General features: G+C 73.2%; 27 protein-coding genes. 18 read left to right on the top strand and 9 right to left on the bottom strand.

Annotated elements, in window-relative coordinates; genetic code table 11:
- Nucleotides 1-96 precede the first annotated feature (96 nt).
- Nucleotides 97-828: an MBL fold metallo-hydrolase gene (locus tag MTDSW087_RS06540; RefSeq protein ID WP_144761812.1), complete on the top strand. Its 732-nt coding sequence runs from the start codon at nt 97-99 to the stop codon at nt 826-828.
- On the opposite strand, the gene hemA is transcribed toward MTDSW087_RS06540, so the two are convergent.
- A complete protein-coding gene (hemA, locus tag MTDSW087_RS06535) occupies nt 829-2,124 on the bottom strand; it encodes a 5-aminolevulinate synthase (RefSeq protein WP_186383753.1) in 1,296 nt (431 codons plus the stop codon).
- A 662-nt stretch (nt 2,125-2,786) separates the two neighbouring features.
- Here hemA and murA point away from each other — a divergent pair.
- Nucleotides 2,787-4,076, top strand: a complete 1,290-nt coding sequence (gene murA, locus MTDSW087_RS06525) for a UDP-N-acetylglucosamine 1-carboxyvinyltransferase (RefSeq protein WP_144761806.1) — start codon at nt 2,787-2,789, stop codon at nt 4,074-4,076.
- A 45-nt stretch (nt 4,077-4,121) separates the two neighbouring features.
- Here murA and MTDSW087_RS06520 read toward each other — a convergent pair whose 3' ends face one another.
- Nucleotides 4,122-4,430: a hypothetical protein gene (locus tag MTDSW087_RS06520; RefSeq protein WP_373322061.1), complete on the bottom strand. Its 309-nt coding sequence runs from the start codon at nt 4,428-4,430 to the stop codon at nt 4,122-4,124.
- A 283-nt stretch (nt 4,431-4,713) separates the two neighbouring features.
- Between MTDSW087_RS06520 and MTDSW087_RS06515 the strand changes: the two genes are divergently transcribed.
- From MTDSW087_RS06515 to MTDSW087_RS06500, 4 genes are read left to right on the top strand one after another with little or no spacing between them, the layout of a single operon-like run.
- A complete protein-coding gene (locus MTDSW087_RS06515) occupies nt 4,714-5,160 on the top strand; it encodes a DUF2948 family protein (protein ID WP_144761803.1) in 447 nt (148 codons plus the stop codon).
- Between the two features lie 48 nt (nt 5,161-5,208).
- Nucleotides 5,209-6,504, top strand: coding sequence for a histidinol dehydrogenase (hisD, locus tag MTDSW087_RS06510; protein WP_144761800.1), 1,296 nt, complete (start codon nt 5,209-5,211; stop codon nt 6,502-6,504).
- A gap of 13 nt (nt 6,505-6,517) precedes the next feature.
- Nucleotides 6,518-7,009, top strand: a complete 492-nt coding sequence (locus MTDSW087_RS06505; protein ID WP_144761797.1) for a UPF0262 family protein — start codon at nt 6,518-6,520, stop codon at nt 7,007-7,009.
- Nucleotides 7,010-7,035: 26 nt separating this feature from the next.
- Nucleotides 7,036-7,506 carry an arsenate-mycothiol transferase ArsC gene (locus MTDSW087_RS06500; RefSeq protein ID WP_144761794.1) on the top strand — a complete coding sequence of 157 codons (471 nt, stop codon included), beginning with the start codon at nt 7,036-7,038 and terminating at the stop codon, nt 7,504-7,506.
- Here MTDSW087_RS06500 and MTDSW087_RS06495 read toward each other — a convergent pair.
- On the bottom strand, nt 7,484-8,362 hold the full coding sequence (locus tag MTDSW087_RS06495; RefSeq protein ID WP_144761791.1) for a C40 family peptidase: 879 nt from the start codon (nt 8,360-8,362) through the stop codon (nt 7,484-7,486). The genes MTDSW087_RS06500 and MTDSW087_RS06495 overlap by 23 nt on opposite strands.
- Before the next feature lie 329 nt (nt 8,363-8,691).
- Between MTDSW087_RS06495 and MTDSW087_RS06490 the strand changes: the two genes are divergently transcribed.
- Nucleotides 8,692-9,024, top strand: coding sequence for a hypothetical protein (locus tag MTDSW087_RS06490; protein WP_238179686.1), 333 nt, complete (start codon nt 8,692-8,694; stop codon nt 9,022-9,024).
- A gap of 20 nt (nt 9,025-9,044) precedes the next feature.
- Here MTDSW087_RS06490 and MTDSW087_RS06485 read toward each other — a convergent pair whose 3' ends face one another.
- On the bottom strand, nt 9,045-9,731 hold the full coding sequence (locus MTDSW087_RS06485; RefSeq protein WP_144762060.1) for an SDR family oxidoreductase: 687 nt from the start codon (nt 9,729-9,731) through the stop codon (nt 9,045-9,047).
- 241 nt (nt 9,732-9,972) lie between these two features.
- The gene (locus MTDSW087_RS06480; RefSeq protein ID WP_144761785.1) at nt 9,973-10,683 is read right to left on the bottom strand and encodes an MgtC/SapB family protein; all 711 of its coding nucleotides are present in this window, start codon (nt 10,681-10,683) and stop codon (nt 9,973-9,975) included.
- A gap of 236 nt (nt 10,684-10,919) precedes the next feature.
- Here MTDSW087_RS06480 and MTDSW087_RS06475 point away from each other — a divergent pair, with 236 nt between their 5' ends.
- The 7 genes from MTDSW087_RS06475 (at nt 10,920) to MTDSW087_RS06445 (ending at nt 17,810) form a co-directional block, all read left to right on the top strand.
- Nucleotides 10,920-11,921 carry an AAA family ATPase gene (locus tag MTDSW087_RS06475; protein WP_144761782.1) on the top strand — a complete coding sequence of 334 codons (1,002 nt, stop codon included), beginning with the start codon at nt 10,920-10,922 and terminating at the stop codon, nt 11,919-11,921.
- A gap of 2 nt (nt 11,922-11,923) precedes the next feature.
- Nucleotides 11,924-12,847 (top strand): DUF58 domain-containing protein, encoded by a 924-nt coding sequence (locus tag MTDSW087_RS06470; RefSeq protein WP_186383752.1) that lies wholly within the window; start codon nt 11,924-11,926, stop codon nt 12,845-12,847.
- A gap of 366 nt (nt 12,848-13,213) precedes the next feature.
- Nucleotides 13,214-13,678 carry a DUF4381 family protein gene (locus MTDSW087_RS06465; protein ID WP_144761779.1) on the top strand — a complete coding sequence of 155 codons (465 nt, stop codon included), beginning with the start codon at nt 13,214-13,216 and terminating at the stop codon, nt 13,676-13,678.
- A 2-nt stretch (nt 13,679-13,680) separates the two neighbouring features.
- Nucleotides 13,681-14,700 carry a VWA domain-containing protein gene (locus MTDSW087_RS06460; RefSeq protein WP_373321912.1) on the top strand — a complete coding sequence of 340 codons (1,020 nt, stop codon included), beginning with the start codon at nt 13,681-13,683 and terminating at the stop codon, nt 14,698-14,700.
- 7 nt (nt 14,701-14,707) lie between these two features.
- Nucleotides 14,708-15,634, top strand: coding sequence for a VWA domain-containing protein (locus MTDSW087_RS06455; RefSeq protein ID WP_144761776.1), 927 nt, complete (start codon nt 14,708-14,710; stop codon nt 15,632-15,634).
- Complete coding sequence (locus tag MTDSW087_RS06450; RefSeq protein ID WP_144761773.1) at nt 15,634-16,542, top strand: tetratricopeptide repeat protein; 909 nt, start codon at nt 15,634-15,636, stop codon at nt 16,540-16,542. The genes MTDSW087_RS06455 and MTDSW087_RS06450 overlap by 1 nt, the downstream gene beginning before the upstream one ends.
- The gene (locus MTDSW087_RS06445) at nt 16,536-17,810 is read left to right on the top strand and encodes a BatD family protein (protein ID WP_144761770.1); all 1,275 of its coding nucleotides are present in this window, start codon (nt 16,536-16,538) and stop codon (nt 17,808-17,810) included. The genes MTDSW087_RS06450 and MTDSW087_RS06445 overlap by 7 nt, the downstream gene beginning before the upstream one ends.
- Before the next feature lie 88 nt (nt 17,811-17,898).
- Here MTDSW087_RS06445 and rho read toward each other — a convergent pair whose 3' ends face one another.
- Nucleotides 17,899-19,242 (bottom strand): transcription termination factor Rho, encoded by a 1,344-nt coding sequence (rho, locus tag MTDSW087_RS06440; protein ID WP_144761767.1) that lies wholly within the window; start codon nt 19,240-19,242, stop codon nt 17,899-17,901.
- A 360-nt stretch (nt 19,243-19,602) separates the two neighbouring features.
- On the opposite strand from rho, the gene MTDSW087_RS31395 reads away from it, so the two are divergent.
- Entirely contained in the window at nt 19,603-19,782 is a 180-nt protein-coding gene (locus MTDSW087_RS31395; RefSeq protein WP_144762051.1) for a hypothetical protein, read from the top strand.
- A 13-nt stretch (nt 19,783-19,795) separates the two neighbouring features.
- Here the strand turns inward: MTDSW087_RS31395 and MTDSW087_RS06430 are convergent, their stop codons facing one another.
- Genes MTDSW087_RS06430 through MTDSW087_RS06420 form a run of 3 tightly spaced genes read right to left on the bottom strand, consistent with a single transcriptional unit; the run spans nt 19,796 to nt 22,408 of the window.
- Nucleotides 19,796-20,443, bottom strand: coding sequence for a Smr/MutS family protein (locus MTDSW087_RS06430; protein ID WP_144761764.1), 648 nt, complete (start codon nt 20,441-20,443; stop codon nt 19,796-19,798).
- A gap of 8 nt (nt 20,444-20,451) precedes the next feature.
- Complete coding sequence (locus tag MTDSW087_RS06425; protein WP_238178743.1) at nt 20,452-21,660, bottom strand: MltA domain-containing protein; 1,209 nt, start codon at nt 21,658-21,660, stop codon at nt 20,452-20,454.
- A 19-nt stretch (nt 21,661-21,679) separates the two neighbouring features.
- A complete protein-coding gene (locus tag MTDSW087_RS06420; protein WP_144761761.1) occupies nt 21,680-22,408 on the bottom strand; it encodes a Tim44/TimA family putative adaptor protein in 729 nt (242 codons plus the stop codon).
- A 573-nt stretch (nt 22,409-22,981) separates the two neighbouring features.
- Here MTDSW087_RS06420 and secB point away from each other — a divergent pair.
- The 3 genes from secB to MTDSW087_RS06405 all read left to right on the top strand — a co-directional run bounded on the left by secB (nt 22,982) and on the right by MTDSW087_RS06405 (nt 25,507).
- On the top strand, nt 22,982-23,485 hold the full coding sequence (gene secB, locus MTDSW087_RS06415) for a protein-export chaperone SecB (RefSeq protein WP_144761758.1): 504 nt from the start codon (nt 22,982-22,984) through the stop codon (nt 23,483-23,485).
- Between the two features lie 166 nt (nt 23,486-23,651).
- Entirely contained in the window at nt 23,652-24,881 is a 1,230-nt protein-coding gene (locus MTDSW087_RS06410; protein ID WP_144761755.1) for an MFS transporter, read from the top strand.
- A gap of 122 nt (nt 24,882-25,003) precedes the next feature.
- Entirely contained in the window at nt 25,004-25,507 is a 504-nt protein-coding gene (locus tag MTDSW087_RS06405) for a DUF3429 domain-containing protein (RefSeq protein WP_144761752.1), read from the top strand.
- Nucleotides 25,508-25,524 lie beyond the last annotated feature (17 nt).

Genomic DNA, 25,524 nt, shown 5'->3' with positions numbered 1-25,524 from the left:
CCATCCCCTATGATTCGCGAGCGGGGGAGCTACAGCGCATCCCGTGCTGCGATGCAACGGCGCGTATCCCGGGCGCGTCCCTCAGGAGGTTTCACGATGCGGCTCACGGTCCTCGGCTGCGGCGACGCCTTCGGCTCCGGCGGGCGCCTGCATACCTGCTTCCACGTGGCCTCGGAGGGGACGGGCTTCCTCGTCGATTGCGGGGCCTCGGCGCTCATCGCCATGCGCCGCTTCGGCGTCGACCCGAACGGGATCGACACGGTGTTCCTCACCCACCTGCACGGCGACCATTTCGGCGGCCTGCCCTGGCTGATCCTCGACGGCCAGCTCGTGAGCCGGCGAACGAAGCCCCTGACCATCGTCGGCCCGCCCGGACTCCGCGAGCGGCTGCCGGCGGCGATGGAGGTGCTGTTCCCGGGCTCCAGCACGGTGGAGCGCACCTTCCCGGTCATGGTGCGGGAGATCGAGGCCGGCGCCCCCGAGACTTTTGGCGGGGTCGCGCTCACGGCCTTCGCGGTGGAGCATCCCTCGGGCGCGCCCTCGCACGCCCTGCGGCTCGCCCATGCGGGCAAGGTGCTGACCTATACGGGCGACACGCAATGGGTCGAGGCGCTGGTTCCGGCCGGCGCCAGTGCCGACCTGATGATCGCCGAGGGCTACACGGTGGAGCGGCCGGTGAAGTTCCACCTCTCCTGGGCGATGCTGAAGGCGCGGCTCCCCGAGATCGCGCCCAAGCGGCTCATGCTCACCCACATGAGCCCGGAGATGCTGGCCCACACGCCCGACGGCTACATCGCCGCCGAGGACGGGCTCGTCCTGGAGATCTAGCTACTCCGCCGCCTCGACGAAGACGGTGCCGGCGCGCGGCAGGTCGAGGGCGTCCCAGGTCTCGGCCAGAGCCGCGGTGAGCTTCTGGATCTGCGCCTCGTCGTGGAAGGGCGAGGGCGTGATGCGCAGGCGCTCGGTGCCGCGCGGCACGGTCGGGTAGTTGATCGGCTGGATGTAGATGCCGTGGCACTCCAGCAGGTGGTCGGCCGCCGCCTTGCACAGCTCCGCATCGCCCACCATCACCGGCACGATATGCGTCGGGGTGGCGAGGACCGGCAGGCCGGCCGCGTCGAGGGCGGCCTTGGTGCGGGCGGCCTGGCGCTGGTGCGCCTCGCGCTCCGTCTTCGAGCGCTTGAGGTAGCGCACCGAGGCGCGCGCCGCCGCCGCCACGGCGGGGGGCAGCGCGGTGGTGAAGATGAAGCCCGGGGCGAAGCTGCGCACCGCGTCGCAGATCGCGGCCGAGGCCGTGATGTAGCCGCCGACGCAGCCGAAGCCCTTGGCGAGCGTGCCCTCGATCACGTCGACGCGGTGCATCACCCCGTCGCGCTCGGCGATGCCAGCGCCGCGCTCGCCGTACAGGCCCACCGCGTGGACCTCGTCGAGATAGGTCATCGCGCCGTAGCGGTCGGCGAGGTCGCAGATCTTCCCGATCGGCGCCACGTCGCCGTCCATCGAGTAGACGCTCTCGAACACGATCAGCTTCGGCCGGTCGCCGGCCGCGATCAGCAATTCCTCGAGATGGGCGAGGTCGTTGTGGCGGAAGATGCGCTTCTCGCAGCCCGAGTGGCGCACGCCCTCGATCATCGAGTTGTGGTTGTAGGCGTCCGACAGGATCAGGCAGTTCGGGATCAGCTTGGCGATCGTCGAGATGCCGGCCTGGTTCGAGACGTAGCCCGAGGTGAAGACGAGGCCCGCCTCCTTGCCGTGGAGGTCGGCGAGCTCGCGCTCGAGGTCGACGAGGGGCGAGTTGTTGCCGGCGATGTTGCGGGTGCCGCCCGCGCCGACGCCGCAGCGCTTGGCCGTGTCGGTCATGGCGCCGACGACCTCGGGGTGCTGGCCCATGCCGAGATAGTCGTTCGAGCACCATACGGTGATCTCGCGGGTGGAGCCGTCCGCCCGGCGCCAGGTCGCGGCCGGGAAGCGGCCGGCGATGCGCTCGATATCGGCGAAGACGCGGTAGCGCCGCTCGCCGTGCAGCTTGTCGAGGGCGCCGCGGAAATGACCCTCGTAATCCGTCTTGATGCCGGGTCCGGCCGATGCGGAGTTCGGGGCGGCGGGCAACCGGGTCACGGGCATGAGGGTCCTTCGGATGGCTGTCTTGAGGACGGGCGAGCCGCCGATGCGCGGGAACAGACGGCCGGCACCGGTCTTCCGGGCTTGCCGGAACCGTGGCGCCGGCGCGAGGCTGGCACCTGCTGGCCGTGGCGGGCTTGGAACGTGGCTGCGGTTTCCTGGCGGCAGCGTCTTCAGGCGCTGTCGAGGTGAAGATACAGGCTGATCTGGAATCGATTCAAGATGAGTTCCAACATTCCTGATCTGCGCGCGCCGAGATAGGACGCCGGGACGGGCGACGTTGCGCCGCACAGGGTGAACGGAGCGTAACGCGGGAGCGGGTTCGCGGATGGGCGAGACGGATGGCGAACGGGCGGAGCGCCTCAAGGCGGCGCTCCGGGACAATCTGCGCCGCCGGAAGGCGCAGGAGCGGGCGCGCACGCCCGGCGAGGCCGGGGAGCGGACGGGAGAGCCGGCCCCGCCGGCGGAGGGGCGGGACGGCGAGGCCGGTCCGGACGATCAAGGCGGCGCTCCCGATTTGGACACAAGTCGACTATAGGCTGCCGCCGAGAGATAACCGCCAAGCCTCGGGCCGCGCATTGATCTGCCGCAGGCCCCGGCCACAGCCGCCGATCACCGGCACGAATCCGGCGCCACATCGGGGCTTCGCGCCCGAAGGAACCAGCATGGACCGCATCCACATCACCGGGGGGACCGAGCTGCACGGCACCATCCCGATCTCGGGCGCCAAGAACGCGGCGCTGCCCCTGATGATCGCGAGCCTGCTGACCGGCGAGACGCTGGAACTCATCAACGTGCCGCGGCTCGCCGACATCACGGCGCTGACCCGCATCCTCGGCAATCACGGCGTCGATCAGATGGTGGTGGGCAAGCGGCCCGGGCAGACCACCGAGACCGGCCAGACCATCCGGCTGACCGCCTCGAACGTCATCGACACGACCGCGCCCTACGACCTCGTCTCGACCATGCGGGCGAGCTTCTGGGTGGTGGCGCCCCTGCTCGCCCGGTTCGGCGAGGCCAAGGTCTCCCTGCCCGGCGGCTGCGCCATCGGCACGCGCCCCGTGGACCTCCTGATCATGGCGATGGAGAAGCTCGGCGCGCAGATCGAGATCGACGGCGGCTACGTGGTCGCCAAGACCAAGAACGGCCTGCGCGGGGGCGAGATCAGCTTCCCGAAGGTCACGGTCGGCGGCACGCACGTGGCCCTCATGGCCGCGGCGCTCGCCTACGGCACCACGGTGATCGAGAACGCCGCCCGCGAGCCGGAGGTGGTCGACCTCGCCGAGTGCCTGATCAAGATGGGCGCGCGCATCAAGGGCGCCGGCACGCCGCGCATCGAGATCGAGGGCGTGGCCCGCCTGCACGGCGCCCGGCACGAGGTGCTGCCCGACCGCATCGAGACCGGCACCTACGCCATGGCCGTGGCGATGACGGGCGGCGACGTGGTCCTGGAGAACACCCGCGCCGACCTCCTGCACGCCGCCCTCGACGTGCTCGCGACCACGGGCGCCGAGATCACCCAGGTGCCGGACGGGATCCGCGTGCGCCGCAACGGCGCCGGCATCGCCGCGGTGGACGTGACCACCGACCCGTTCCCGGGCTTCCCCACCGACCTCCAGGCGCAGTTCATGGCGCTGATGACCCTGGCCAGGGGCAGCTCGCGCATCCGCGAGACGATCTTCGAGAACCGCTTCATGCACGTGCAGGAACTCGCCCGCCTCGGGGCGAAGATCCGGCTCGACGGCGACGCGGCCATCGTCGAGGGCGTCGAGCGCCTGAAGGGCGCGCCCGTGATGGCCACCGACCTGCGCGCCTCGGTCTCCCTGGTGATCGCCGGGCTGGCCGCCGAGGGCGAGACCCAGATCAACCGGGTCTACCACCTCGACCGCGGCTTCGAGGCGCTCGAGGCCAAGCTCGGCCGCTGCGGCGCCCGGATCGAGCGCGTGCGGGCCTGATCGGGAGACGGACGCGCCCGGTTCGGCCGGGCACGTCCGGCGCGATCAGCCGCCGATCGCGCCGCGCTTGAAGCCGAAGCCCGGGACCTCGCAGCCGCAGGGGGCGTTGAACGGGGCCGGCCGCGTCACGCAATTGCCGCGGGCCGTCACGCAGATGCTGCCGCGGCGGCCGTAGCCGCGCCGCTCGTAGCGGTCCTCGTCGAAGTCGCGGCGGCGGCGCTCGTAGCGGTACGTGTCGTCGTAGCGCTCGTAGCGGCGCGGGCGGTCGTCGTAATATTGCGCGCTGGCCGTGGCGACCCCGAGGGTCGTGCCCAGGGTCAGGGCGGCGAGCGCCGCAAGCGTGATGCGCTTCACGAAAATCTCCTCGAAACAGCGTGCCGGCCGGCAGCCGGGCGGGTGCGTGACGCTGCGCATCGGATAGCGGGGAGCGCCTGAACGGCACATGAGCCGTTCTCGGGCTTCGACCCCAAGCTTTCGGCTCGATCGCGCCGTGCCCGGCACGCCGCGCGATCCGGTTGCCGGAGGCGGCCTGCGCCGCTACCTACCCGCCGACGTTTCACGTGAAATTCACCCTTCCGTGATCGCTCGGGCGACCGCGCGGAGCGGCCGGGACGCAGCAGGGAAGCAAGGGATCCGCATGGAGCTTCTGAAGCTCACAGCCCTCGATGCCGAGGATCTCACCGTGATCTCGGCGCATCTGCAGGACGCGGTCCTGCGGGCCGCCGACCTGACCTATCTCGCGGCCGAGCACCGCTTCGCCCTGGTGCTGCGCCGCTTCGACTGGGCGGCGCCGGAGGGCGGCCCGACCCGGCGGCGCCTCGCGGGCGTGCATTTCGAGCGGGTGCTCGGCGTGCGCACCCGCGGCATCGCCCCCGGCCGGGATCCGGAGGCGGTGCTCAGCCTGCTCGCCGTCACCTTCGATCCGGCCGAGCCGCCCTCCGGCGCGATCACCCTCGTCTTCTCCGGCGGCGCCGCGATCCGGCTCGACGTGGAATGCATCGAGGTGCAGATGAAGGATCTCGGGCCGGTCTGGGAGGCGGAGGGACGCCCCGCCCACGACGCCCTCCCCGATCCGGCCGCCTGAACCCGGCCGCAGCCCCTCAGACACCCGACAGGACGAGCACAGGTCCCGATGGTCCGCCTCGACAGTTCCGACCCGACCTTCGCGCAGGATTTCGCGCGCCTCCTCACCGTCAAGCGCGAGATCGCCGAGGACGTGGACGAGGCGGTGCGCGGCATCATCGCGGGCGTGGTCTCCGGCGGCGACGCGGCCCTCGTCGATTACAGCCGCCGCTTCGACCGGCTCGGCGAGGACTTCTCGCAAGCCTCCCTGCGGGTCGGCGAGGCCGAGCTGGCCGCCGCCGTCGCGGCCTGCCCGGCCGACCAGATCGAGGCCCTGACACTCGCCGCCGCGCGCATCGAGAGCTTCCACCGCGCCCAGGTGCCGACGGACCACCGCGCCACCGACGCGCTCGGCGTCACCGCGGGCTGGCGCTGGACCGCCCTCGAATCGGTCGGCCTCTACGTGCCCGGCGGCACCGCGAGCTATCCCTCCTCGGTGCTGATGAACGCCGTCCCGGCGCGGGTCGCGGGCGTGCCGCGCATCGTGATGGTGGCGCCCGCCCCGGAGGGCCGGATGAACCCGCTGGTGCTGGCCGCCGCGCATCTCTCGGGCGTGCACGAGGTCTACCGGGTCGGCGGCGCCCAGGCCGTGGCGGCGCTCGCCTACGGCACCGCGACCATCGCCCCGGTGGCCAAGATCGTCGGGCCCGGCAATGCCTGGGTGGCGGCGGCCAAGCGCCGGGTCTTCGGGCAGGTCGGCATCGACATGATCGCCGGCCCCTCCGAGGTGCTGATCCTGGCCGACGGCCACGCCAACCCGGACTGGATCGCCGCCGACCTCCTGGCCCAGGCCGAGCACGACGTCGCCGCCCAGGCCATCCTGATCACCGACAGCGCAGAGCTCGGCCGAGCCGTCGAGGCGGCGGTGGAGCGCGCGCTCGTCACCCTGCCCCGCCGGGAGATCGCGCAGGCGAGCTGGCGCGATTACGGCGCCATCATCCGCGTGCGCGGCTTCGACGAGGCGATCCCGCTCGTCGACCGCCTCGCCCCCGAGCACCTGGAGATCGAGACGGCGGATGCGGAGGCGCTCGCCGCCAAGGTCCGCAACGCGGGCGCGATCTTCCTCGGCGCGCACACCCCCGAGGCGATCGGCGACTATGTCGGCGGCCCGAACCACGTCCTGCCGACCGCCCGCTCGGCCCGGTTCTCCTCCGGCCTCGGCGTGCTCGACTTCATGAAGCGGACAACACTCCTCTCCTGCACGCCCGAGAGCTTGCGGGCGCTCGGCCCCGCGGCGATAACCCTCGGCCGGTCGGAGGGCCTGGACGGCCATGCCCGCTCCGTCGCGATCCGCCTGAACCTGTGAGGCTGGCCATACGATGACGGAGGGGAACAAGGAGCGCGGCCCGAACCGCCTCATGGCGGTGAAGCTCGACGAGGACTCGATCGGCCGCGGCAACCCGGACCAGGAGCACGAGCGCGCCATCGCGATCTTCGACATCCTGGAGGAGAATCACTTCGCGCTCCCCGACCGCGACGACGGCCCCTACCGGCTCAACCTCGGTCTCGTCGAGAACAAGCTCTCCTTCGCGATCAGCGCCCAGAACGGCGAGCCGGTGATGACCCACCTCTTGTCGCTGACGCCCTTCCGCCGGGTGATCCGCGACTACGAGATGATCTGCGAGAGCTACTACAACGCCATCCGCACGGCCTCGCCGACCCAGATCGAGGCGATCGACATGGGCCGGCGCGGGCTGCACAACGAGGCGTCGGAGACCCTGAAGCAGCGCCTCGAGGGCAAGGTCGACCTCGACCACGACACCGCGCGGCGCCTCTTCACCCTCATCTTCGCCCTGCACTGGAAGGGCTAGGGAGGGTGATTCGGGGCTGAGCGCCGATGGACGAGATCGCCCCCGGGACCGCACCGAAGAAGAAGCGGGTTCAGTCGGTCCTGTTCATGTGCAACTTCAACGCCGTGCGCTCGCCGGCCGCGGAGGCGATCGCGCGCCACTATTTTGGCAAGTCGATCTACGTGCAGTCGGCCGGGGTGCGCGAGGGCGAGCCGGTCGATCCCTTCATGGTCGCCGCGCTCGACGAGATCGGCATCGCGGCCGCCAAGCACCGGCCCCGCACCCTCGAGCAGCTCGAGGAGTGGGAGGGGCTGAACTTCGACCTCATCATCACCCTGGCGCCGGAGGCGCACCACGCCGCCCTGGAGCTGACCCGCTCGCTCGCCGCGGACGTGGAGTACTGGCCGACGCCCGACCCCACGATCCTGCAGGAGGCCTCGCGCGAGCAGCGCCTCGACGGCTACCGCGACGTGCGCGACGGGCTGATCCGCAGGATCAAGCAGCGGCTGAAGGGGTGAGCGCGGGCAGCCGGCGATATCCGGTCACCGGCCCGTAGCTCTTCTCCAGGATGCGCGCGACCGCCACCGCGAGGGGCTCGACGCTGACCTCCATGTGGTGGCCGTTGGCGTGGATGAGCCGCTCGCGGTCGAGCATCATGCCCACATGGCCGCGCCAGAACACGAGGTCGCCGCGGCGGAGGCCGGCCGGGTCGAGGGGGAGCGCCGCGCCGAGCCCCCGCTCCTGCTGGTCGGCGTCGCGCGGGCAGGCCAGCCCGGCCTGCTCCAGGCAGAGCTGGACCAGCCCCGAACAATCGAGGCCGAGGGTCGTCCGGCCGCCCCAGAGATAGGGCGTGCCGACGAGCCGCTCGGCGGTGCCGGCGAAATCCGGCTCCGTCGCCGCGATCGGCCGGCAATGCCCGGCGAAGACGTAGCCGCCCGGCACGGCGAGGTAGTCGCCCTCCGCGCCCGTCACGGCGAGCGCCGCGCCGAGGCTGAGATGGGCCAGCGCCGGGCGTTTCAGGTCGGGGGCGGGGTAGAGGAAGGTGCGCAGCGCACCGACCCGATGAGTCGGCGCGGGCTCGGGCGGGCCCAGGCTCTCGGCGGGCAGGTAGCCGACATAGCCGTCGCGCTCGATCTGGACCCAGGCGAAGCCGTCCGCCACCGCGTAGACGCGCAGCGCGTCGCCCATCACCGCCTCGGTGTCGATCCCGCTCTCCGGCGACGGAGCGCGGTGGAGGGCGGCGGCGGGGATTGCGAGCCGCATCGGGCGCGGCTCGACGAAGCGGGCGGCCTCGACGCGACCGCGCAGGGCGGCATCGGCGAGATCGGGCCGCGCGGGCGTGAGGCGGGGATCGAGGGGGATCGCGAGCGTCATGGTGTTCCGTCCGATGCGACAGCGGCGGTTCGATGACAGAGCCTGCGAACCGATCCTGCTCGCCCGCGGTTGACCGGACATCGCGGGAGGCACCATCATCCCGCGGCATTCTGACGCGGAAAGCCTCTCCGCCCTGCCGATAGCGGGGGCAGTTGCATAATGAATGACCTCGCTTCGCCGCGATGCGTCGCGCAAAGTGGATTTGAGGTGGGTGCGACGCGCCCGCACGCCTCCGAGACCCGGCCGGATCCAAGCGGCCGTCGTTTGATGCACTGCACAATCCCGCCGAACCGTACTATGTTCGGGCCATGACCAGTGCGAGCCGTGCCGTGAAGAAGACCCCGAAGAGCTTCGCCGATCTGCCGCCCATCCGGGTGCGCCGGGAGCCGCCGACCGTGACCGAGGCCGTCGCCGCCGCGCAGGACCTCGCCGACGACATCGAGCAGCAGGTCGAGATCGCCTGCGGCCTGATCGGCCTGCCGGCCGACGAGGTCCGCCCCCACGTCCTGGCCGCCGCCCGCAAGAAGCCCGAGCGGGCGCCCGAGCGGATCATGAGCCATGCCGGCCCGAGCCGGGCGCCGCGCACCGTCATCGTCGAGCGCCGCACCCGCGCGCCCGTCGTGGTGGAGCGGCGCGGCCGCCCCCTCGACCCGCGCCGCTGAGCCGAATCGCCCGGCCCGAATCACCAGGCGAGCGTCTCGCCCCGGTAATCGAGATAGTGGCAGCCCGGCGTCCCGAGCCGGGCCTCGACCGCATCGGCCATGCCCGCGACGCTCGTCGCCACGTCGATGTCGGCCTCCGCGCCGCCCATGTCGGTGCGGACCCAGCCCGGATGCACCAGCAGCACGCCGATCCCCGAATCGCGGTGGCGGATCTCGAAGCTGCGCGCCAGCGTGTTCAGCGCCGCCTTGCTCGCCCGGTAGGTCTCCCAGCCGCCCGATTCGTTCAGGGCGACGCTGCCGAGGACCGAGCTCATCAGGGCGATGCTGCCGCCCGGCGCCAGGCGGTCCCGGAACGCCTCCGCGAAGCGGACCGGGCTGATCGCGTTGGTGAGGTAGACCTGCGCGGCGACCGCCCGCGGCACCGCATGGGCGGGGTCGTGGGCCTGCGTCGCCACCCCGGCCACCACGAAGATCAGGTCGTAGGCCTGCGGGCCGAGCCGCTCGTGAAGCTCCGCCACGGCCGCATCGTCGTCGATGTCGACGGTCTCGATCCGCAGCGCGTCCGAGGCGAGCGCCGCGAGCTGCGGCGAGGGGGTGCGCTGGGTCGCGGTGACGCGCCAGCCGCGCTCGAGGAAGGTCTCGACGAGGCCGAGGCCGAGGCCGCGCGAGGCTCCGACGATCAGCGCGCGCTTCTGCGATGTGCGCATGTGCGATGTGCTCATGGGTCTTCTCCCCGGGGCCGGGCCCGGCCCCGTTCAGGCCCCCGAATTCGGCCCTGGGCCCGTATCGGGAAAGAGTCCGGCGGCGGCCGAGGTGCGCGGGCGCACCTTCAACCGTCGGATCATACGACATCCGGGTGATCCCTTCGGGATGGCGGATGTCGCCTTCGCTCGAGCGCCGCGCGGGCTTGGCCGAGACCGCGTCCGGTCCGATCGACCGGACGCGGTATCAGTCCGCCGCGTTGACCGACCAGGTGGCGTGGCGGACGTTCGGCGCCTTGGCGAGCTCGTCCGTCACCGCGTCGAGCTCCTCGCCCTCGACCGCGTCGGCGATCAGGGTCGCGACCACGTCGACGGCCTCCTCGCCGCGCTCCACGACCTCGACGCTGCTGACCGGATAGTTCGCGGCCTCCAGCCGCTCGACCAGCAGGTCGCGGGCCGGCCCCGCGGCCTCGGGCGCCGTGGTGATCTGCACCTCGTAGGTCGCCTCGGTCTGGTCCTCGCGGATGGGCGCGCGGTTGATGGCGTTGACGAGGGGGCGCAGCAGCGTGTTGCAGGCGAGCACGGCCGCGGTGACGAAGCAGGCCTCCAGCGGCAGGTCCGCCCCCGCGAAGGCGCCCACGGCGGCCGAGCACCAGAGCGTGGCGGCCGTGTTGAGGCCGCGCACGTTCATGCCCTCCTTCATGATCACGCCGGCGCCGAGGAAGCCGATGCCGGAGATCACGTAGGCGACGGTGCGGGTCGCGCCGTCGCCCCCGGTCAGCCGCATGCCGAGATCGACGAAGGCCGCCGCGCCGAGCGCCACCAGGACGGTGGTGCGCAGGCCCGCATTGCGCTGCCGGTACTGCCGCTCCGCCCCGATCAGGGTGCCCAGGCCGAAGGCCACGACGAGGCTGATGGCCGAGTTGAGGGTCTCGGGCAGGGGCGAGAAGGCGAGCATCGAAGGCTCCTAGGCGATGCGCGATGACGGAACCGTGACGGTTCCCGGCGGCCGGGTGACGGAGGCAAATTGTCCGGAGGCACAGCTTCGGCCGAAGGCGGGATTGACGCTCGGGCCGGGCAGCGGGCACACCGGGCTCTTATGGACCCCTCAAGAGTCCTGCGCCTGACGCGGCGCATCGAGGAGACGGTCAGGATGATGCAGGATCCGCTCGCGGCGGCCGGAGCCGCGCGCGCATGAGCAGCGCCACGCTCGCGCCCCGCCCCGCCATCGCCGCGGATGACGGCCTCCGAGGCCGGATCCTGGCGCTCCGCGACGGGCTCTCCCACGGATTGATCGGGGCCGACCGCCTCGTGGAGCGCCTGCTGATCGGGCTGCTCACCGGCGGCCATCTGCTGATCGAGGGCGCGCCCGGCCTCGCCAAGACCCGCGCGGTCAAGCGCCTCGCCGACGGGCTCGACGGCTCCTTCGCCCGCGTGCAGTGCACGCCCGACCTGATGCCCGCCGACCTCACCGGCACCACGGTCTGGCGCCAGGATGCCGGCACCTTCGAGTTCATGCCCGGCCCGCTGTTCCACTCCCTCATCCTGGTGGACGAGGTGAACCGCGCCCCGCCCAAGGTGCAGTCGGCGCTGCTCGAAGCCATGGCCGAGGGGCAGATCACGGTGGCGGGCCACACCCACCCCCTGCCCGACCCCTTCATGGTGGTGGCGACCCAGAACCCGATCGAGCATGCCGGCACCTTCCCGCTGCCGGAGGCGCAGCTCGACCGCTTCCTGCTCCACGTCGTCGTGGACATGCCGGACGAGGCCTCGGAGCGGAAGATCCTCGACCTCGTCGAGGGCGAGCTGAACCACCATGCCGAGGCGATGCCGGTGAAGCTCCGCCTCGACGAGGTGCGCGCCGCCCGCGAGGCTGCGCTGGCCACCTACGTCTCGCCCGCCCTGAAGGACTACCTCGTGCGCCTGGTGGCGGGCACCCGCACCGACGCGATCGCCCCGGACCTGCGTGCGGCGATCGAGCACCCGGCCTCGCCGCGCGGCACGCTGGCCCTGATGGTGGCCGGCAAGGCGCGGGCCTACCTGCACGGGCGCGATCACGTCGTCCCCGAGGATGTGGCGGAACTGGCCGCCGACGCCCTCGCCCACCGCATCGGCCTGACCTGGCGCGCGGCCGCCGAGGGCCGGACGGCGCGCGGCATCATCCGCGACCTCGTGCAGCGGGTGCGGGCGCTCTAGCCGTGGCGGGCTCGGCGGCGCCAGAGACGGATCCGTCCGATCCGGGCCTCCTGTCCGGCGAGGCGCTGATGGGCCTGCGCCACCTCGCCCGGCGCGGCTCCGCGCCCGCGACGCGCACGCTCGCGGGCCTGCCCGGCGGCATCGTCACGCGGCGGCGCGGGCGCGGCTCCGAGCCCGACGACGTGCGGCTCTGGTCGGAGGGCGACGACATGCGCCACATCGACCGCAACGCCACGGCGCGCACCGGCGAGCTGCACGTGCGCACGCACCACGACGAGCGCGACCGCGCCGTGGTGCTGCTCGCCGATTTCCGGCCCTCCATGCTGTTCGGCACGCGCCGCACCCTGCGCTCGGTCGCCGCCGCCGAGGCGCTGGCGCTGCTCGGCTGGCGCGTGGTCGGGGACGGGGGCCGCGTCGGCCTCGTCGTCGGCCATGCCGGCGAGCCGACCGCGCTGCGCCCGGCCGGCGGCGAGCGGGCGATGACCGCGATCACCGGGGCCCTCGCCCTCGCCCATGCCCGCGCGCTCGACGCGGCCGAGGCCGCCGACCCGCCCCTGGAGCCGCTCCTCACCATCGCCGCGAGCCTGCTGCCCTCAGGGGGCCACCTCGTCATCGCGAGCGCCCTCGACGCGCCGGGCCGCGACTTCGACCACCTGCTGACGCTCGCCGCCGAGAAGCTCTCGATCCGCCTGATCCTGGTCAGCGACGCCTTCGAGCGCGCGCGGCCCGCGGGCCTCTACCCCTTCGCCCTGCCGGACGGCCGCCGCGGCACCCTCGATGCCGGCCGGGGCCGGCCGCCGGCCGCCTCCGCCGAGGAGCGCCTCGCCGACTACGCCCACCGCGGCATCGCCGGGATCCGCCTCGACGTCGAGGCCGGCCCGGAAGCCTACGCCCCCCTGATGGAGCGGCTCGATGCGGTGCTGTGAGCTGAGCGCCGGTGCCGGATCAGGCGCAGCTCCCCTCCCCACCCGGATCGAGCATCCCCTCCCCCTTGCGGGGAGGGGTCAGGGGTGGGGGTGGTTCAGGATGATGCGCTCCGGTGCCTCCTGCGCCTCCGGCTCCTCCCCATCCGGATCGGGCCTGCCCGATCTGGACAGGCGAGGGCAGATCTCGGGCAAGCCCCGAGATCCGTGGGGAGGAGAGGCCCGGCGCGGGCCGTCGCGACCACGCCGAACACTTCTCATCCCTCACCCCAGCCCTCTCCCGAACGGGAGAGCGGGCCTGTCGCGAGTCCTGCGCGCGACCGGAGGCCGGCCTCTCATCTCGCGAGGGGCGCGGGAGATCGGCGCCCCATGAATCCCGACACCGCCCTCTCCCTCGACCAGCTCCGCGGCCTGCACCTGCCCGGCAATGCGGCGGGCGCGCTCCAGGGTGAGATCGTGGCCGCCGCCGCCCTCGGCCTCGCCGCCGCGCTCCTCGTCGGCCTGCTGCGCCTCCTGCGGGCCCGGGCGCGGGACACCCTGCGCCGGGCGGCGCTGGCGGAGCTGGCCGCGACGCGCGGGCTCGACCCGGAGGCGCGGCTCGTGGCCCAGGCCCGGCTCCTGCGCCGGCTCGCGCGCACGCGCCTCGGCGAGGCGGCAGCGGGCACGGACGGGGCCGACTGGGCCGGAAAGCTCGACCGGCTCCTCGCCACGGATTTCTTCAGCGCGGGCGCCGGCCGCATCCTCGTAGACGGGCTCTACCGCCGCCGCGAGACGCCGGATCCCGACCGGATCGACGCCGAGCTCGGCCGCCTGATCGGCCGGATGCGGGCCTGACGATGCTGCCCGCCTCCCTCAGCGCAATCCTGTCGGCCTTCGACCTCGCGACGCCGCTCGCCCTGCTGCTCCTGCCGCTGCCCCTGCTCGCCCTCCGCCTCCTGCCCGCCGAGGCGGAAGGGTCGAGCGGGGCCCTGCGCGTCCCGGCCTCCCTGGTGCCGGAGGCGGCGGGCGGCGCCGGCATCGCCGCGCGGGGCCGACGCCAGATCCTGCTGACCTGGGCGCTGTGGACGGCCCTCGTCGTCGCGCTCGCCGGGCCCCGCCTCGTCCTGCCGGGCATCGCTTTGCCGGCTTCAGGCCGCGAGATCATGCTGGCGATGGACCTGTCGGGATCGATGGAGCGGCGCGACTTCGCCCTCGACGGCGAGACCGTGAGCCGGCTCCAGGCGGTCAAGCGCGTCGGCGCCGACTTCATCCGGCGGCGCTCCGGCGACCGCATCGGGCTCGTCATCTTCGCCGACCAATCCTTCGTGGCGGCGAGCCTCACCTTCGACACGGCGAGCGTCGCCCACGCGCTGGAGGAGGCGACGATCGGCCTCGTCGGGCGCTCCACCGGCATCGGCGACGGGCTCGGCCTGGCGCTGCGCCGCCTCGACCCGCGCGATGCCGGAGCCGAGGCCGGCCAGCCGGCGCCCGCCGGCGCCAAGGTGGTGATCCTGCTCTCGGATGGGGCGAACAATGCCGGCCAGACCACGCCGCGGGACGTGGCGGCGCTGGCGCGCGAGATCGGGGTCAAGGTCTACACCATCGCGCTCGGCCCCCGCGACCTCGCCAATGCCGACGGCGAGCAGGACGTGGTCGATACCGAGACCCTGCGCGACATGGCCGAGACGAGCGGCGGCAAGGCCTTCCGCGTGAAGACCACCGAGGACCTGATCGCGGTGGCGGACGCCATCGACGCGCTGGAGGGCGGCCGCGCCAAGGCGCCGCCGCTACCCCTGCGCCGCGACCTCTGGCCCTGGCCGGCCGCCCTGGCGCTGGCCTGCGCCGGGCTCCTCCTCGCCACCCGGAGGCAGCGCTGAGCCCGTCATGACCCTCGCCGCCTTCGCCCTGCTGCGGCCCTGGTGGCTCGCGATCCTGCCCCTGGTGGCGCTGCTCGCTCTGCGCGCCGCGTGGCGCGCGGCGCCGCTCGGCGACTGGCGAAAGGCCGTCGACCCGGCGCTGATGCGCCTGATGGAGCGCCGCGGCGGCGTGCTCGGCGGGCGGCGTCAGGCCAACCTCGCGGCGGCGCTGGCCGCCGGGCTGATCGCGCTGGCCCTGACCGGGCCGGCGCTGGAGCGCCAGGAGGCCGCCACCTTCCGCAACCTCGACGCCACGGTGATCGTGCTCGACCTCTCGCGCTCGGTCGCGGAGGGCGGCAGCCTGAAGGACTTGCGCCAGACCGCGCAGAGCGTGGCCGAGGCGGCGGGCACCCGCTCCGTCGCCCTCGTGGTCTATGCGGGCGACGCCTATCTCGCCGTCTCGCCGACCACCGACCGCGACAGCCTCGGCACCACCCTGTTCGCCCTCGACGGCGACACCGTGCCCGACCGCGGCAGCCATCCCGAGCGCGGCCTCGCCCTCGCCCGCCGCACCCTGGCGGAGGCCGACGTGGTCTCCGCCGACGTGGTGCTGATCACCGACGGCGACGGCCTCGGCGAGGCGGCTTTGCGCGAGGCCCGGGCCATCCGCGAGCGCGGCTGGCGGGTCCAGGGCCTGTTCGTGCCGGCCGCGAAGGCCCTGCCGCCGGGCGTGCCGAAGCCGGACCGGGCCGCCCTCGACGGGCTCGTGCGGGCGGGCGGCGGCGTCGCGGCCGACCTGACGGCGCCCGCACCCGTCCTCGACGCGGTCGGCGCGAGCACGGCCCAGCACCTCGCCGCGGGCGGCTACACGGTGCTCGCCTTCGCCGATTACGGGCGCTGGCTCCTCCTCCTCGCCGCGCTCCCCGCGCTCCTCCTGTTCCGGAGGACGGCCTGATGCTGAATCCCCCGCTGCGGCTCCCGGCCGCCCTCGCCCTGCCCCGCCGCTGGCGCCTCTACGCCCGCACCGGCGGCCCCGCGCTCGCGGGGGCCGGCCTGCTCGCGCTCGGCGCCCTGTCCGAGCCGCGCACCGGGTTCGGGCGGCTCCTCATGGGGATCGGCCTGCCGGGCCTCGCGGCGGAGGTCATCGCGGATCCCGCCTGGCGCGGGCCCGCCCTCTACGCGGCCGGCGACTACGCGGCCGCCGCCGCGCTCTTCCGCAACGGCGGACGGCGCAACAGCTACAATCTCGGCAATGCGCTCGCCCGGGCCGGCGACCTCGCGGGCGCGGTCGCGGCCTACGACGACGCCCTGCAGTTCAACCCGCGCGACGCCGACGCCCAGGCCAACCGCTCCCTCATCGCCCGGATGCTCGCGGAGGAGATCGACCGCGGCAAGGGCGGCGGCATCGCCAACGGCACGGCGCAGTACGGGGCGCGCTACAACAACACCGCGAACCAGGACAAGAACGACGACATCAACGCCGCCTCCAGCGGCGAGGGCCTGGCCGGCAACAAGGAGGCCTCCGCGAGCGCCTCCCTGCCCGGCAACAGCAAGGTCGCCCGCCGCGGCAAGGCCGAGCAGCAATCGATCGATTCCGGCCGCGGCGAGGCCCGCGGCTCGGCGAGCGACGCCGCCGGCCGCGGCCGCACCGGGGGCGGCTCGGCCATGGTGGCCGCGGCCCCCGAGAAGGAGGCGCGGCGCGTCACCAAGAGCTTCGAGGCCCACGAGATCCGCCCCGACCGGCTCTGGCTGCAGACCCTGCCGGACGATCCCGGCCGCTACCTGAAGCTCCGCCTCAAGGCCGAGCAGGCCCGCCGGATCGAGGCCGGCACCAACATGCCCGCCGGGAGCAACCCGTGGTGAATCTTTCGGGATGGCGGCGCCTCGCGCCTCTGGCGCTTCTGGCGCCCCTGCTCGCGGCGGCGCCCGCCCGGGCCGAGATCGAGCCGGGCGACCTCACCCTCACGGTGACGGCCGAGCGCAACGGCAACGCGGCGCCCTTCGCCCGCGAGATGGTGCTGCTGCGCATCCACGGTCTCTACCGCCAGCAGATCCTCCTGGAGGAGGTCGTCCAGCCGACGCTCGCCAATTTCAGCTGGACCCAGCTCGGGCGCGACAACTGGAGCAAGGCGCGGCTTCCGGACGGGCAGGTGGGGCTCGCCTTCGACCGCACCATCGCGATCTTCCCGCATCACGCGGGCGACTTCACCCTCGAGCCCTTCATTCACCGCCTCACCGTCAACGATGCCGGCACGCGCCGGGTCGTCGACGTGCGCTCCGAGCCGATCCCGTTCCCGGTGGCGCGCTGGACGCAGGGGTCGGGCGGCCCGGACGCCAAGGAGCCCTGGTGGCTGCCCGCCCGCGACGTGAGCGTCACCGATTCCTGGAGCCCCGATCCCGAGACGGTGAAGCTCGGCGAGACCACCCGGCGCATCGTGACGGTGGAGGCGCAGGGCGTGGTGGCCGAAGGCCTGCCGCCGCGGCCCGTCATGCGCACGCGCGGCATCCTCACCTTCGCCGGACCGGTCACCCGCGAGACCATCATCACGCCGTCGGGACCCGTGGCGCGGGCCACCTACCAGTGGGACGTCCGCCCCGGCGTGCCCGAGGTGATCCCGCTGGAGGCGATCAGCATCCCCTGGTTCGATACGGTGTCGCGCACCATGCGCGAGACCGAGATCCCGGCGCGCCAGATCGGCGGCGGCCTCGTCGACCGGGACAGCGGCCTCGCGCCGCCGCAGGGCGCCTCGCCGCTCGTCGCCGCCGCGGCCGGGCTCGCCGCCTTCGGCCTCGGCCTCGTCCTCCTGGGCTTCGGGCCGGGCGGCACGCGGCTGCGCCTGAACGCTGCCCGGCGCCGCGCCCTGAGACGGGCGGCCGCGGCGGGCGATCCCGAAGCCTTCCGGGCGGAGGTGGGACGCGCGATGCAGGCCGAGCCGGAGCTGGCCGAGATCTGGCAGGCGGATCCGGCGATCGCCGCCCGGCTCACCGCCCTCGACCGCGCCGTCTACGCGCCCGCCGGCGGCGCGGCGCCGGACCTCGCCGACCTCGCGCGCCGGCTCGGGCGGGGGGCACGGATCCGCACCGCAGCGGCCTCCGCCAGCCGGCTCAAGCCGCTCGACGGGCCGGCCTGAGCACCGGTACCGGCCTGTTCTTCAGAAACGAAAACGGCGCCGGACCAGGGTCCGACGCCGCCTGACATCATCGGTGATGGAACACCGTTCAGGTGTTCATCGAGTCGAAGAAGTCGCCGTTGCTCTTGGTCTGGCGCAGCTTGTCGAGCAGGAACTCGATCGCGTCGGTGACGCCCATCGGGTTGAGGATGCGGCGCAGCACGTAGGTCTTCTTGAGCGCGTCCGGCGGCACCAGGAGCTCCTCCTTGCGGGTGCCGGAGCGGGTGATGTCGATCGCCGGGAAGATGCGCTTGTCCGAGACCTTGCGGTCCAGGATGATCTCGGAGTTGCCGGTGCCCTTGAACTCCTCGAAGATCACCTCGTCCATGCGCGAGCCGGTGTCGATCAGCGCGGTGGCGATGATCGAGAGCGAGCCGCCCTCCTCGATGTTGCGGGCCGCGCCGAAGAAGCGCTTCGGGCGCTGCAGGGCGTTGGCGTCGACGCCGCCGGTGAGCACCTTGCCGGAGGACGGCACCACCGTGTTGTAGGCGCGGCCGAGGCGGGTGATCGAATCGAGCAGGATGACGACGTCGCGGCCGTGCTCCACGAGGCGCTTGGCCTTCTCGATGACCATCTCGGCGACCTGCACGTGGCGGGTGGCCGGCTCGTCGAAGGTCGAGGCGATGACCTCGCCCTTCACCGAGCGCTGCATGTCGGTGACCTCCTCCGGGCGCTCGTCGATGAGCAGCACGATGAGGTAGCACTCGGGATGGTTGAGGGTGATCGACTGGGCGATGTTCTGCATCAGCACGGTCTTACCCGTGCGCGGCGGCGCCACGATCAGCGCGCGCTGGCCCTTGCCGATCGGCGCGACGATGTCGATGATCCGGGGCGAGAAGTCCTTCTTGGTCGGGTTCTCCAGCTCCAGCTTGAACCGCTTCGTGGGGAAGAGCGGCGTCAGGTTGTCGAAGTGAACCTTGTGCTTGATCTTCTCGGGGTTCTCGAAATTGATCGTGTTGACCTTGAGCAGCGCGAAGTAGCGCTCGCCGTCCTTGGGGCCGCGGATCGGGCCCTCGACGGTGTCGCCGGTGCGCAGGCCGAAGCGGCGGATCTGGGTCGGCGAGATGTAAATGTCGTCCGGACCCGGCAGGTAGTTCGAGTCGGAGGAGCGCAGGAAGCCGAAGCCGTCCTGCAGCACCTCGACGGTGCCGGAGCCGATGATCTCGACCTCCTTGGCAGCGAGCTGCTTCAGGATGGCGAACATCAGCTCCTGCTTGCGCATGGTCGAGGCGTTCTCGACCTCGACCTCCTCGGCGAAGGTGATGAGCTCGGTCGGCGTCTTGGACTTGAGGTCCTGGAGCTTGACCTCGCGCATGCCTTCGAGCTCGGCCGCGGCGATGGTGGAATCTGCGGGCAGGTCTGCCGGCACGAGGGCGTCGGATTGTACGGTCATGGGTGTGTTGAACCGACGGAGGCTTGAGAATGCGAAGGGTGGTTCGGTGGGGAAGATCCGCGCCGGGCTCCTGGCGGAGGCGCCGGGCATTCGGGCTCACGCGCGCCGTGCGGCGGAACCCATGGCATCGTGGGGATCGAGCCTTGTCAGACTCGCGGATGCGGTGCGGCTTTTATTTTCTAGGAGGGCCGTGAGGGCTTAGCGTGTTTTCCACGCCGGCTCAAGTCCCTCCCGGGCGCCGTAGGGCTGGCGAACCCGGCGGCCCGTGCGGCGTTGAGCGACGATCCCGCTTGCCCCGAGCCTCCAGATGATCCCTCCCTTCGCCCGCACCGCCTTCCTCCTGGCGGTCGCGGGACTGTCCTGCGCAATGCCCCTCCCCGCCGCGGCGGAGAGCCCGGCCCAGCCTACCAGTACGGCCGCCAGTTCCGGAACGCCTGCCGGCCGCCGCTCAAATACGCCGCCGGGGCTTGCGTCCGCCGCTGCCCGGCGGGCTTCCAGGACAACGGCCGCACCTGCCGCTACCGCACGATGCGCTGGTGAGGCCGGCGCGGTCTCAGCGGCGGCGCAGGCGCACGTAGAGCGCGCCGGAGCCGCCATGGTGCCGGGCCGCCTCCTCGAAGCCGAGGACGATGCCGCGCAGTTCCGGCCCGCGCAGCCAGTGCGGGACGCTGCGGCGCAGCACCCCGCGCTCCGCGAAGGCCTCGTGGAAATCGGGGCCGCCCTTGCCGGTGACCACGAGGACATGGGCATGGCCGGCCGCGCGCGCCCGCAGGATGAAGCCGGTGAGCGCGGCATGCGCCTCCGTCTGGTACATCCCGTGCAGGTCGATCCGCGCCTCGATTGGCAGGGTGCCGCGGCGCAGGGCCATCCGCTCGGGCCGGTCGATCCCCGCGGCCGGGCGGGGCAGCTGGGGCGGCGCCTGGTAGGGCGCGGCCGTCGCGGTCCGGGCCGGCAACGGGGGCGCCTTCTTCGGCGCGCGGACCGGCTTGGCCGGCCCCGCCTTCGCTCCCGCTTTCGCGGCGGGCTTGAGCGCGGCTTTGGCGGTCAGGCCCGGCGCCAGCGTCGCGCTCGGCTGGGAGGCGTCCGCGTCCGGCGCGGGCGGCCGGGCCCGTCCGCGCAAGGGGGTGATCAGCTTGGCGATCTCGGCCCAGAGCCGGGCCTCCTCGCCGCTGAGCGTCCGTGGGCGCCGGGGCCGCCGCATCGCCGCCCTCAGCGTCCGCTCGGATCGGAGGCGGGCTTCGGCAGAAGCACCACGAAGCCGACCGCGTCGCGCAGGTCCCCGGCCGCCGCCCCGGCCTCGGCACCGGTGCCGACATAGAGGTCGCCCCGCGCCGGGCCGACGATGGCCGAGCCGGTATCGGCCGCCACCACGAGCCGGCCGGCCTCGCCCGATGCCCCGCCCGGAAGCCGCCCCTCCAGCCAGAAGGGCAGGCCGTAGCGCCAGAGATTGGCGTCGACCGCGATGCTGCGGCCGGGCTTGAGGGGCGCGCCGGCCGCGCCGACCGGCCCGAGGGCCGGATCCTCGACCGGGGCCAGGCGGAAGAAGATGTAGGAGGCGTTCGCGCGGATCAGCCGGCGCGCCGTCTCCGGGTTGGCGCGCAGCCACGCGGTCCAGCGGGCCAGCGTCAGCCCTTCGAGGGGCAGGTGCCCCGCCTGCACGATGAGCTTGGCGACCGAGGTGTAGGGGCGGCCGTTGCGGCCGTCATAGAGCACGCGCACCGAGCGCCCGTCCGGCAGGCGCACCCGCCCCGAGCCCTGCACCTGCAGCACGAGAAGGTCGACCCCGTCCCGCAGCCAGAGCAGCGGCCTGGCGCGGGCCCCCAGCGCCCCGTCCTCGATCGCCGCCCGGTCGGGATAGGGCTCCAGCCGGTCGTCCACCGCGCGCGCGGCGCGCAAGGCGGGGTCGAGCCCGGGCCGGGTCTCGCCGGGATTGAGGCCGACGAGGTCGTCCGGCCGGGCGAGGACGGCGGCGGTGTAGTCCGGTCCCGGCTCCAGGGAGCCCGCGAGCTCTGGCTCGAAATAGCCGGTGAGGAAGCCGGAGCGGCGCTCGGGACCGCCCGCGGCCTCGGGCGGGCGCACCACGCGGTAGGCGTCGAAGCGCTCGGCGAAGAAGCGGGCCGCCCCGGCGGGCGCGAGAGCGCCAGCCTCCGCGCAGGCCGCGGCGAGGTCGGCGGCCGAGCCGGTCGCCGTCGGGGAGATCGGGCTGGCGGGCGGGGCGGCGCAGACCCGGCGGAAGGCGTCGAGGGCCGCGCCCGGATCGGCCCCGGGAAAGCCCGGCAGGTCGGCCGGCGCGACCGGCTCCAGACGCGCCTCGCCGACGCGAAGCGGCCCGGCCGCGTCGGCGGCCGGGCCGGGCAGGACGCTCGCGAGGAGGGCGGCCGCGGCGAGGCGGCCGCCGCATGGGCTCAGTCTCGGCACGGCGGGGCCACGAAGGGAGTCAGGCGCCCGCCTCGGTGGCGACGAGCTGCCAGTTCGGGTCGCGCGAGCCGAGCGTCCGGGCGAAGGTCCAGATGTCGGGAACCTCGACCACCGTCTCGGCGCTGCCGTCGATCACGGCGCCGCTGGCGTCGCGGGTGGCGGTGATCAGGTTCGAGATGAAGCGGACGGTGATCTGGGCGACACGGTTGCGCACCTCCACCGCCACGATCTCGGCCTTGTCGATCGAGACGAAGGTGGTCTCGAGCGTCTGCTTGTTGCGCTCGCGCTCGGAGATCGCCCGCTCGAAGGCCTCGCCGACCTCCTTCGAAAGGAGCGCGCGCAGGGTCTTCCGGTCGCCCTTGGCGAAGGCGATCATGATCGCCTCGTAGGCCCCCTTCGCTCCTTCGAGGAAGGTGCGCGGGTCGAAGCCGGGCTCGGCCTGCACCGCCGCCTCCAGCCCGCGGGCCACCTCGGAGCCGGGCTCGGCGATGCCGCGCCAGTCGCGGGCCGGCGCGTTCGCCGCGGCCTGGGTGCGCTCGGCCTGCATCACCCGGTCGGCGCCGGGCAGGCGCACCACGTTGTCGCCCTCGCCGCGGTTGCCCGTGGGCTCGGTGCGGCTGCGCTCGACCGGCTTGAAGGGCGAGCGCTCGGCCCCCGTCTTCTGGCCGAGCACGGAGCGCAGGCGCCAGATCACGAAGACCGCGAGCGCCAGGAAGATGATGGTCGTAAGGTCGAAGGTATCCTGCATCACCGATCCGATGGCGGCTGCCGGAAGCCGGCCGGCCAGAGCATTCCGCGAAGAATCCCGAGCAGCGCCCGCGAGGGGCGGACTGTATCCGTCTCCCGCGCGGCGCCGCGCCGGACGGGGTCCGGGCAGTCATCGCACGGACTGCTCTGGGTGTCTCTCACAAAGCTCCCGCTGCGCCGCCGGCCGGAGGCCGGGGCTTGCCGGCGCCCCGGGAGCTTTGTGAGGTGCACTTATCCGACCCTCGCGCAAGGATCGAGCCGGATGGCGCCGGGCACGGACCCGACCTTCAAGGGCATATGGGACATCTTCATGGCCTGTTCCAGACAAGACGCGCGGGAGATCGAGATCCGTCCCTGCGCCCCCCCGCGCCGCGTCGTCGCGGTGCGGGCCCAGGTGCAGGCTCAAGCGCGGGCCCGGCGGTCGCTTGTCCGCACCGGACGGGCGTGTTAGCGGCCTGCCCCGACCGGGTCTCTGCGGGCCCGAGATCTGAGCCGTTGCGCTGAGGCAGCGCCCCACGACCTGCCCGATCCGGACGGACCGGGCGCGAACGCTTTCTTCGAGGAGGATACCGCCATGGCCGACTCTCCGGCACCGAACGGCAACGGCGGCGCGCCGCAGGGCGAGGCGCCCACCATCAACGCGCTCGCGCAATACGCCAAGGACCTCTCCTTCGAGAACCCGAACGCGCCGCGCTCCCTGCAGCCGCAGGAGGGCCAGGGCCCGCAGATCAACATCCAGGTCAACGTCAACGCGCAGCAGCTCTCGGCGACCGACTTCGAGGTGGAGCTGACCCTCGAGGGCGACGCCAAGATCAACAACGACGTCCTGTTCGCCTTCGACCTGAAGTATGCCGGCATCTTCCGCATGCTGAACATCCCGCAGGACCAGCTGCATCCGGCGGTGATGATCGAGTGCCCGCGCCTGCTCTTCCCCTTCGCCCGCCAGATCGTGGCCGAGGCGGTGCGCAACGGCGGCTTCCCGCCCCTCTACATCGACCCGATCGATTTCGTCGGCCTCTACCGCCAGAAGGCGTTCGAGGCGCAGGGCGCGCAAGGGGCCGGCCCGCTCGCCTCCTGATCGCGGCCAGATCCACGGTTTTCCGGTTCGCCCCGGCCTGCGACGGCAGGCCGGGGATTTTTTATGCGATCCGCGGCCAACCCTGAGGCGGCCCACGGCGTTTCAGCCGGACAAGGGGGGCTTGGCCGTAGGCCGGGCTCGCAAGGGACGCGACCTCAAGGACCGCATGCTCGCCACAAGCCATCTCGCGCTCATCAACGTCTTCACCGGTGACATCCAGGGCGGGCTCGGCCCATTCCTCGGCACCTGGCTCGCCGGCGCCGCCTCGTGGAGCCCGGCGCGCGTCGGCCTCGTGACCACCCTCGTCGGCGTCGGCGCGCTCCTGCTCAGCGGCCCCTTCGGCGCCCTCGTCGACCGGCTCGGGCGCCCGCGCCTGCTGATCGCGCTGGCCTGCGGCGCGATCCTGTGCGGCACGCTCGCGCTCCTGCCGGTGCGCAGCTTCGGCGGGGTCTTCGCCGCGCAGATGATCGCCGCCGCCGGCGGCACCCTGCTCCTGCCCGCGGTGACGGCGCTGACGCTCGGCATCGTCGGCAAGGACCGCTTCCCGATGCAGCAGGGCCGCAACCAGGCCTTCAACCATCTCGGCATCCTGCTGGCGGCGGGCCTGATCAGCCTCGGCACCGGCTGGTTCGGCGCGGCGGTGGCCTTCTGGGTGCTCGGCGCCATGGCGGTGCTGGCGATCGTGGCCACCGTGACCACGCCCGGCCATTGCTACAACGAGCGCCGGGCGGTGGGCTGGAAGGAGGAGGGCGACGAGCAGCCCGCGCGCGCCGGCTGGACGAGCGTGGTGGGCAACCGCAAGCTCCTCGTCCTCGCCGTGGCGCTCACCCTGTTCAACCTCGGCAATGGCGGCATGCTCTCGCTGCTCGGCCAGAAGCTCGTGGCCACCGCCGCCGACGCCACCACCTGGACCGCGCGCTACGTGATGGTGGCCCAGCTCGTGATGGTGCCGGTGGCCCTGTTCGCGGGCTCGCTCGCCGACCGGAGCGGGCGGCGCAAGCTCCTCCTCGTCGCCTTCGCGGTGCTGCCGCTGCGCGCCCTGCTCTCGGCCTATATCGACGATCCCCTCTGGCTGATCTCGGCCGAGATCCTGGACGGGGTGGCGTCGGGCATCGTCGGCGTGGCCGTGCCCGTGGTGGTGGCCGACCTGACCTGGGGCTCGGGCCGGACCCAGACGGCCTTGGGCACGGTCAACGCGGTGCAGGGCATCGGCGGCGCGCTCTCCGCCTGGTATGGCGGCCTCGCCCAGTCGGTGCTCGGCTGGTCCGGCGCGTTCCTGGCGCTGGGCGCCCCGGCGCTCGCCGCGCTGGCCCTGGTGATCTGGCTCGACGCGACGCCCGAGCCCGGCCGCCGCTCGCGGCGCCGGCAGGCCCGCGCCGCCGCCCAGCCGGCCTGAGGCCGGGGGGCAACAGGTCCGTCACGAAACGTCGAGAGTCGGAACCGGGCGGTCGCCTGCCTGTTGCGTCCCTCTATGGTGGGGGGCGGGCGACAATTGCGAGATTCCTGACGATGCCGGCCATGATCGAGGACGCCACCGGACGTACCCTGACCGCCCATGAGCCGCGCGAGACGCCCTGGCTCAGCGTGGTGTTCGGCTACGGGCCGATGCTGCCGTTCGCCGCCGGCGCCGCCGCCGCATGGTGGCAGCGGGGCATGTGGGACGAGTTGATCCTGCTCGCCACGATCCTCTACGGCGCGGCGATCCTGCTGTTCCTCTCGGGCGTGCGCCGCGGCGTCAGCTTCCGCACACCCGGGGGCCCGCGCCTCCTCCAGATCGCGACCATGTTCGGCCTGTTCTGCCTCGGCCTCGGCGCGCTCCTCACCGTGGTGATTCTCGGCAACCGCGTGGTCGCCCTCGACCTGCTGATCGCCGGCTACGTGGCGGTCGCGGTGCTCGACCCGATCGCGGCGCGCCGCGGTGAGGCGCCGCTGTTCTTCGCGCGGCTGCGCCCGCTCCAGATCCCGATCGCGGTGCTGAGCCTCGCCGCCCTCCTCGTGCTGAAGCTGACCGCCCCGTATTGAGCGGGCGGTTGCCGCCT

Source organism: Methylobacterium dankookense (assembly GCF_902141855.1).
GTDB lineage: Bacteria > Pseudomonadota > Alphaproteobacteria > Rhizobiales > Beijerinckiaceae > Methylobacterium > Methylobacterium dankookense.
This window is presented reverse-complemented; position numbering and strand designations above follow the sequence as displayed.

Coding starts and splice junctions, on each gene's coding strand:
- secB (WP_144761758.1), top strand. CDS start 22,982: ATGGCCGACTCTCCGGCACCGAACGGCAACGGCGGCGCGCCGCAGGGC.
- MTDSW087_RS06450 (WP_144761773.1), top strand. CDS start 15,634: ATGCTGAATCCCCCGCTGCGGCTCCCGGCCGCCCTCGCCCTGCCCCGC.
- MTDSW087_RS06460 (WP_373321912.1), top strand. CDS start 13,681: ATGCTGCCCGCCTCCCTCAGCGCAATCCTGTCGGCCTTCGACCTCGCG.
- MTDSW087_RS06455 (WP_144761776.1), top strand. CDS start 14,708: ATGACCCTCGCCGCCTTCGCCCTGCTGCGGCCCTGGTGGCTCGCGATC.
- MTDSW087_RS06430 (WP_144761764.1), bottom strand. CDS start 20,443: ATGCGGCGGCCCCGGCGCCCACGGACGCTCAGCGGCGAGGAGGCCCGG.
- MTDSW087_RS06410 (WP_144761755.1), top strand. CDS start 23,652: ATGCTCGCCACAAGCCATCTCGCGCTCATCAACGTCTTCACCGGTGAC.
- MTDSW087_RS06540 (WP_144761812.1), top strand. CDS start 97: ATGCGGCTCACGGTCCTCGGCTGCGGCGACGCCTTCGGCTCCGGCGGG.
- hemA (WP_186383753.1), bottom strand. CDS start 2,124: ATGCCCGTGACCCGGTTGCCCGCCGCCCCGAACTCCGCATCGGCCGGA.
- MTDSW087_RS06480 (WP_144761785.1), bottom strand. CDS start 10,683: ATGCTCGCCTTCTCGCCCCTGCCCGAGACCCTCAACTCGGCCATCAGC.
- MTDSW087_RS06475 (WP_144761782.1), top strand. CDS start 10,920: ATGAGCAGCGCCACGCTCGCGCCCCGCCCCGCCATCGCCGCGGATGAC.
- MTDSW087_RS06500 (WP_144761794.1), top strand. CDS start 7,036: ATGGACGAGATCGCCCCCGGGACCGCACCGAAGAAGAAGCGGGTTCAG.
- MTDSW087_RS06485 (WP_144762060.1), bottom strand. CDS start 9,731: ATGCGCACATCGCAGAAGCGCGCGCTGATCGTCGGAGCCTCGCGCGGC.
- MTDSW087_RS06405 (WP_144761752.1), top strand. CDS start 25,004: ATGATCGAGGACGCCACCGGACGTACCCTGACCGCCCATGAGCCGCGC.
- MTDSW087_RS06465 (WP_144761779.1), top strand. CDS start 13,214: ATGAATCCCGACACCGCCCTCTCCCTCGACCAGCTCCGCGGCCTGCAC.
- MTDSW087_RS06420 (WP_144761761.1), bottom strand. CDS start 22,408: ATGCAGGATACCTTCGACCTTACGACCATCATCTTCCTGGCGCTCGCG.
- rho (WP_144761767.1), bottom strand. CDS start 19,242: ATGACCGTACAATCCGACGCCCTCGTGCCGGCAGACCTGCCCGCAGAT.
- MTDSW087_RS06505 (WP_144761797.1), top strand. CDS start 6,518: ATGACGGAGGGGAACAAGGAGCGCGGCCCGAACCGCCTCATGGCGGTG.
- murA (WP_144761806.1), top strand. CDS start 2,787: ATGGACCGCATCCACATCACCGGGGGGACCGAGCTGCACGGCACCATC.
- MTDSW087_RS06495 (WP_144761791.1), bottom strand. CDS start 8,362: ATGACGCTCGCGATCCCCCTCGATCCCCGCCTCACGCCCGCGCGGCCC.
- hisD (WP_144761800.1), top strand. CDS start 5,209: ATGGTCCGCCTCGACAGTTCCGACCCGACCTTCGCGCAGGATTTCGCG.
- MTDSW087_RS06515 (WP_144761803.1), top strand. CDS start 4,714: ATGGAGCTTCTGAAGCTCACAGCCCTCGATGCCGAGGATCTCACCGTG.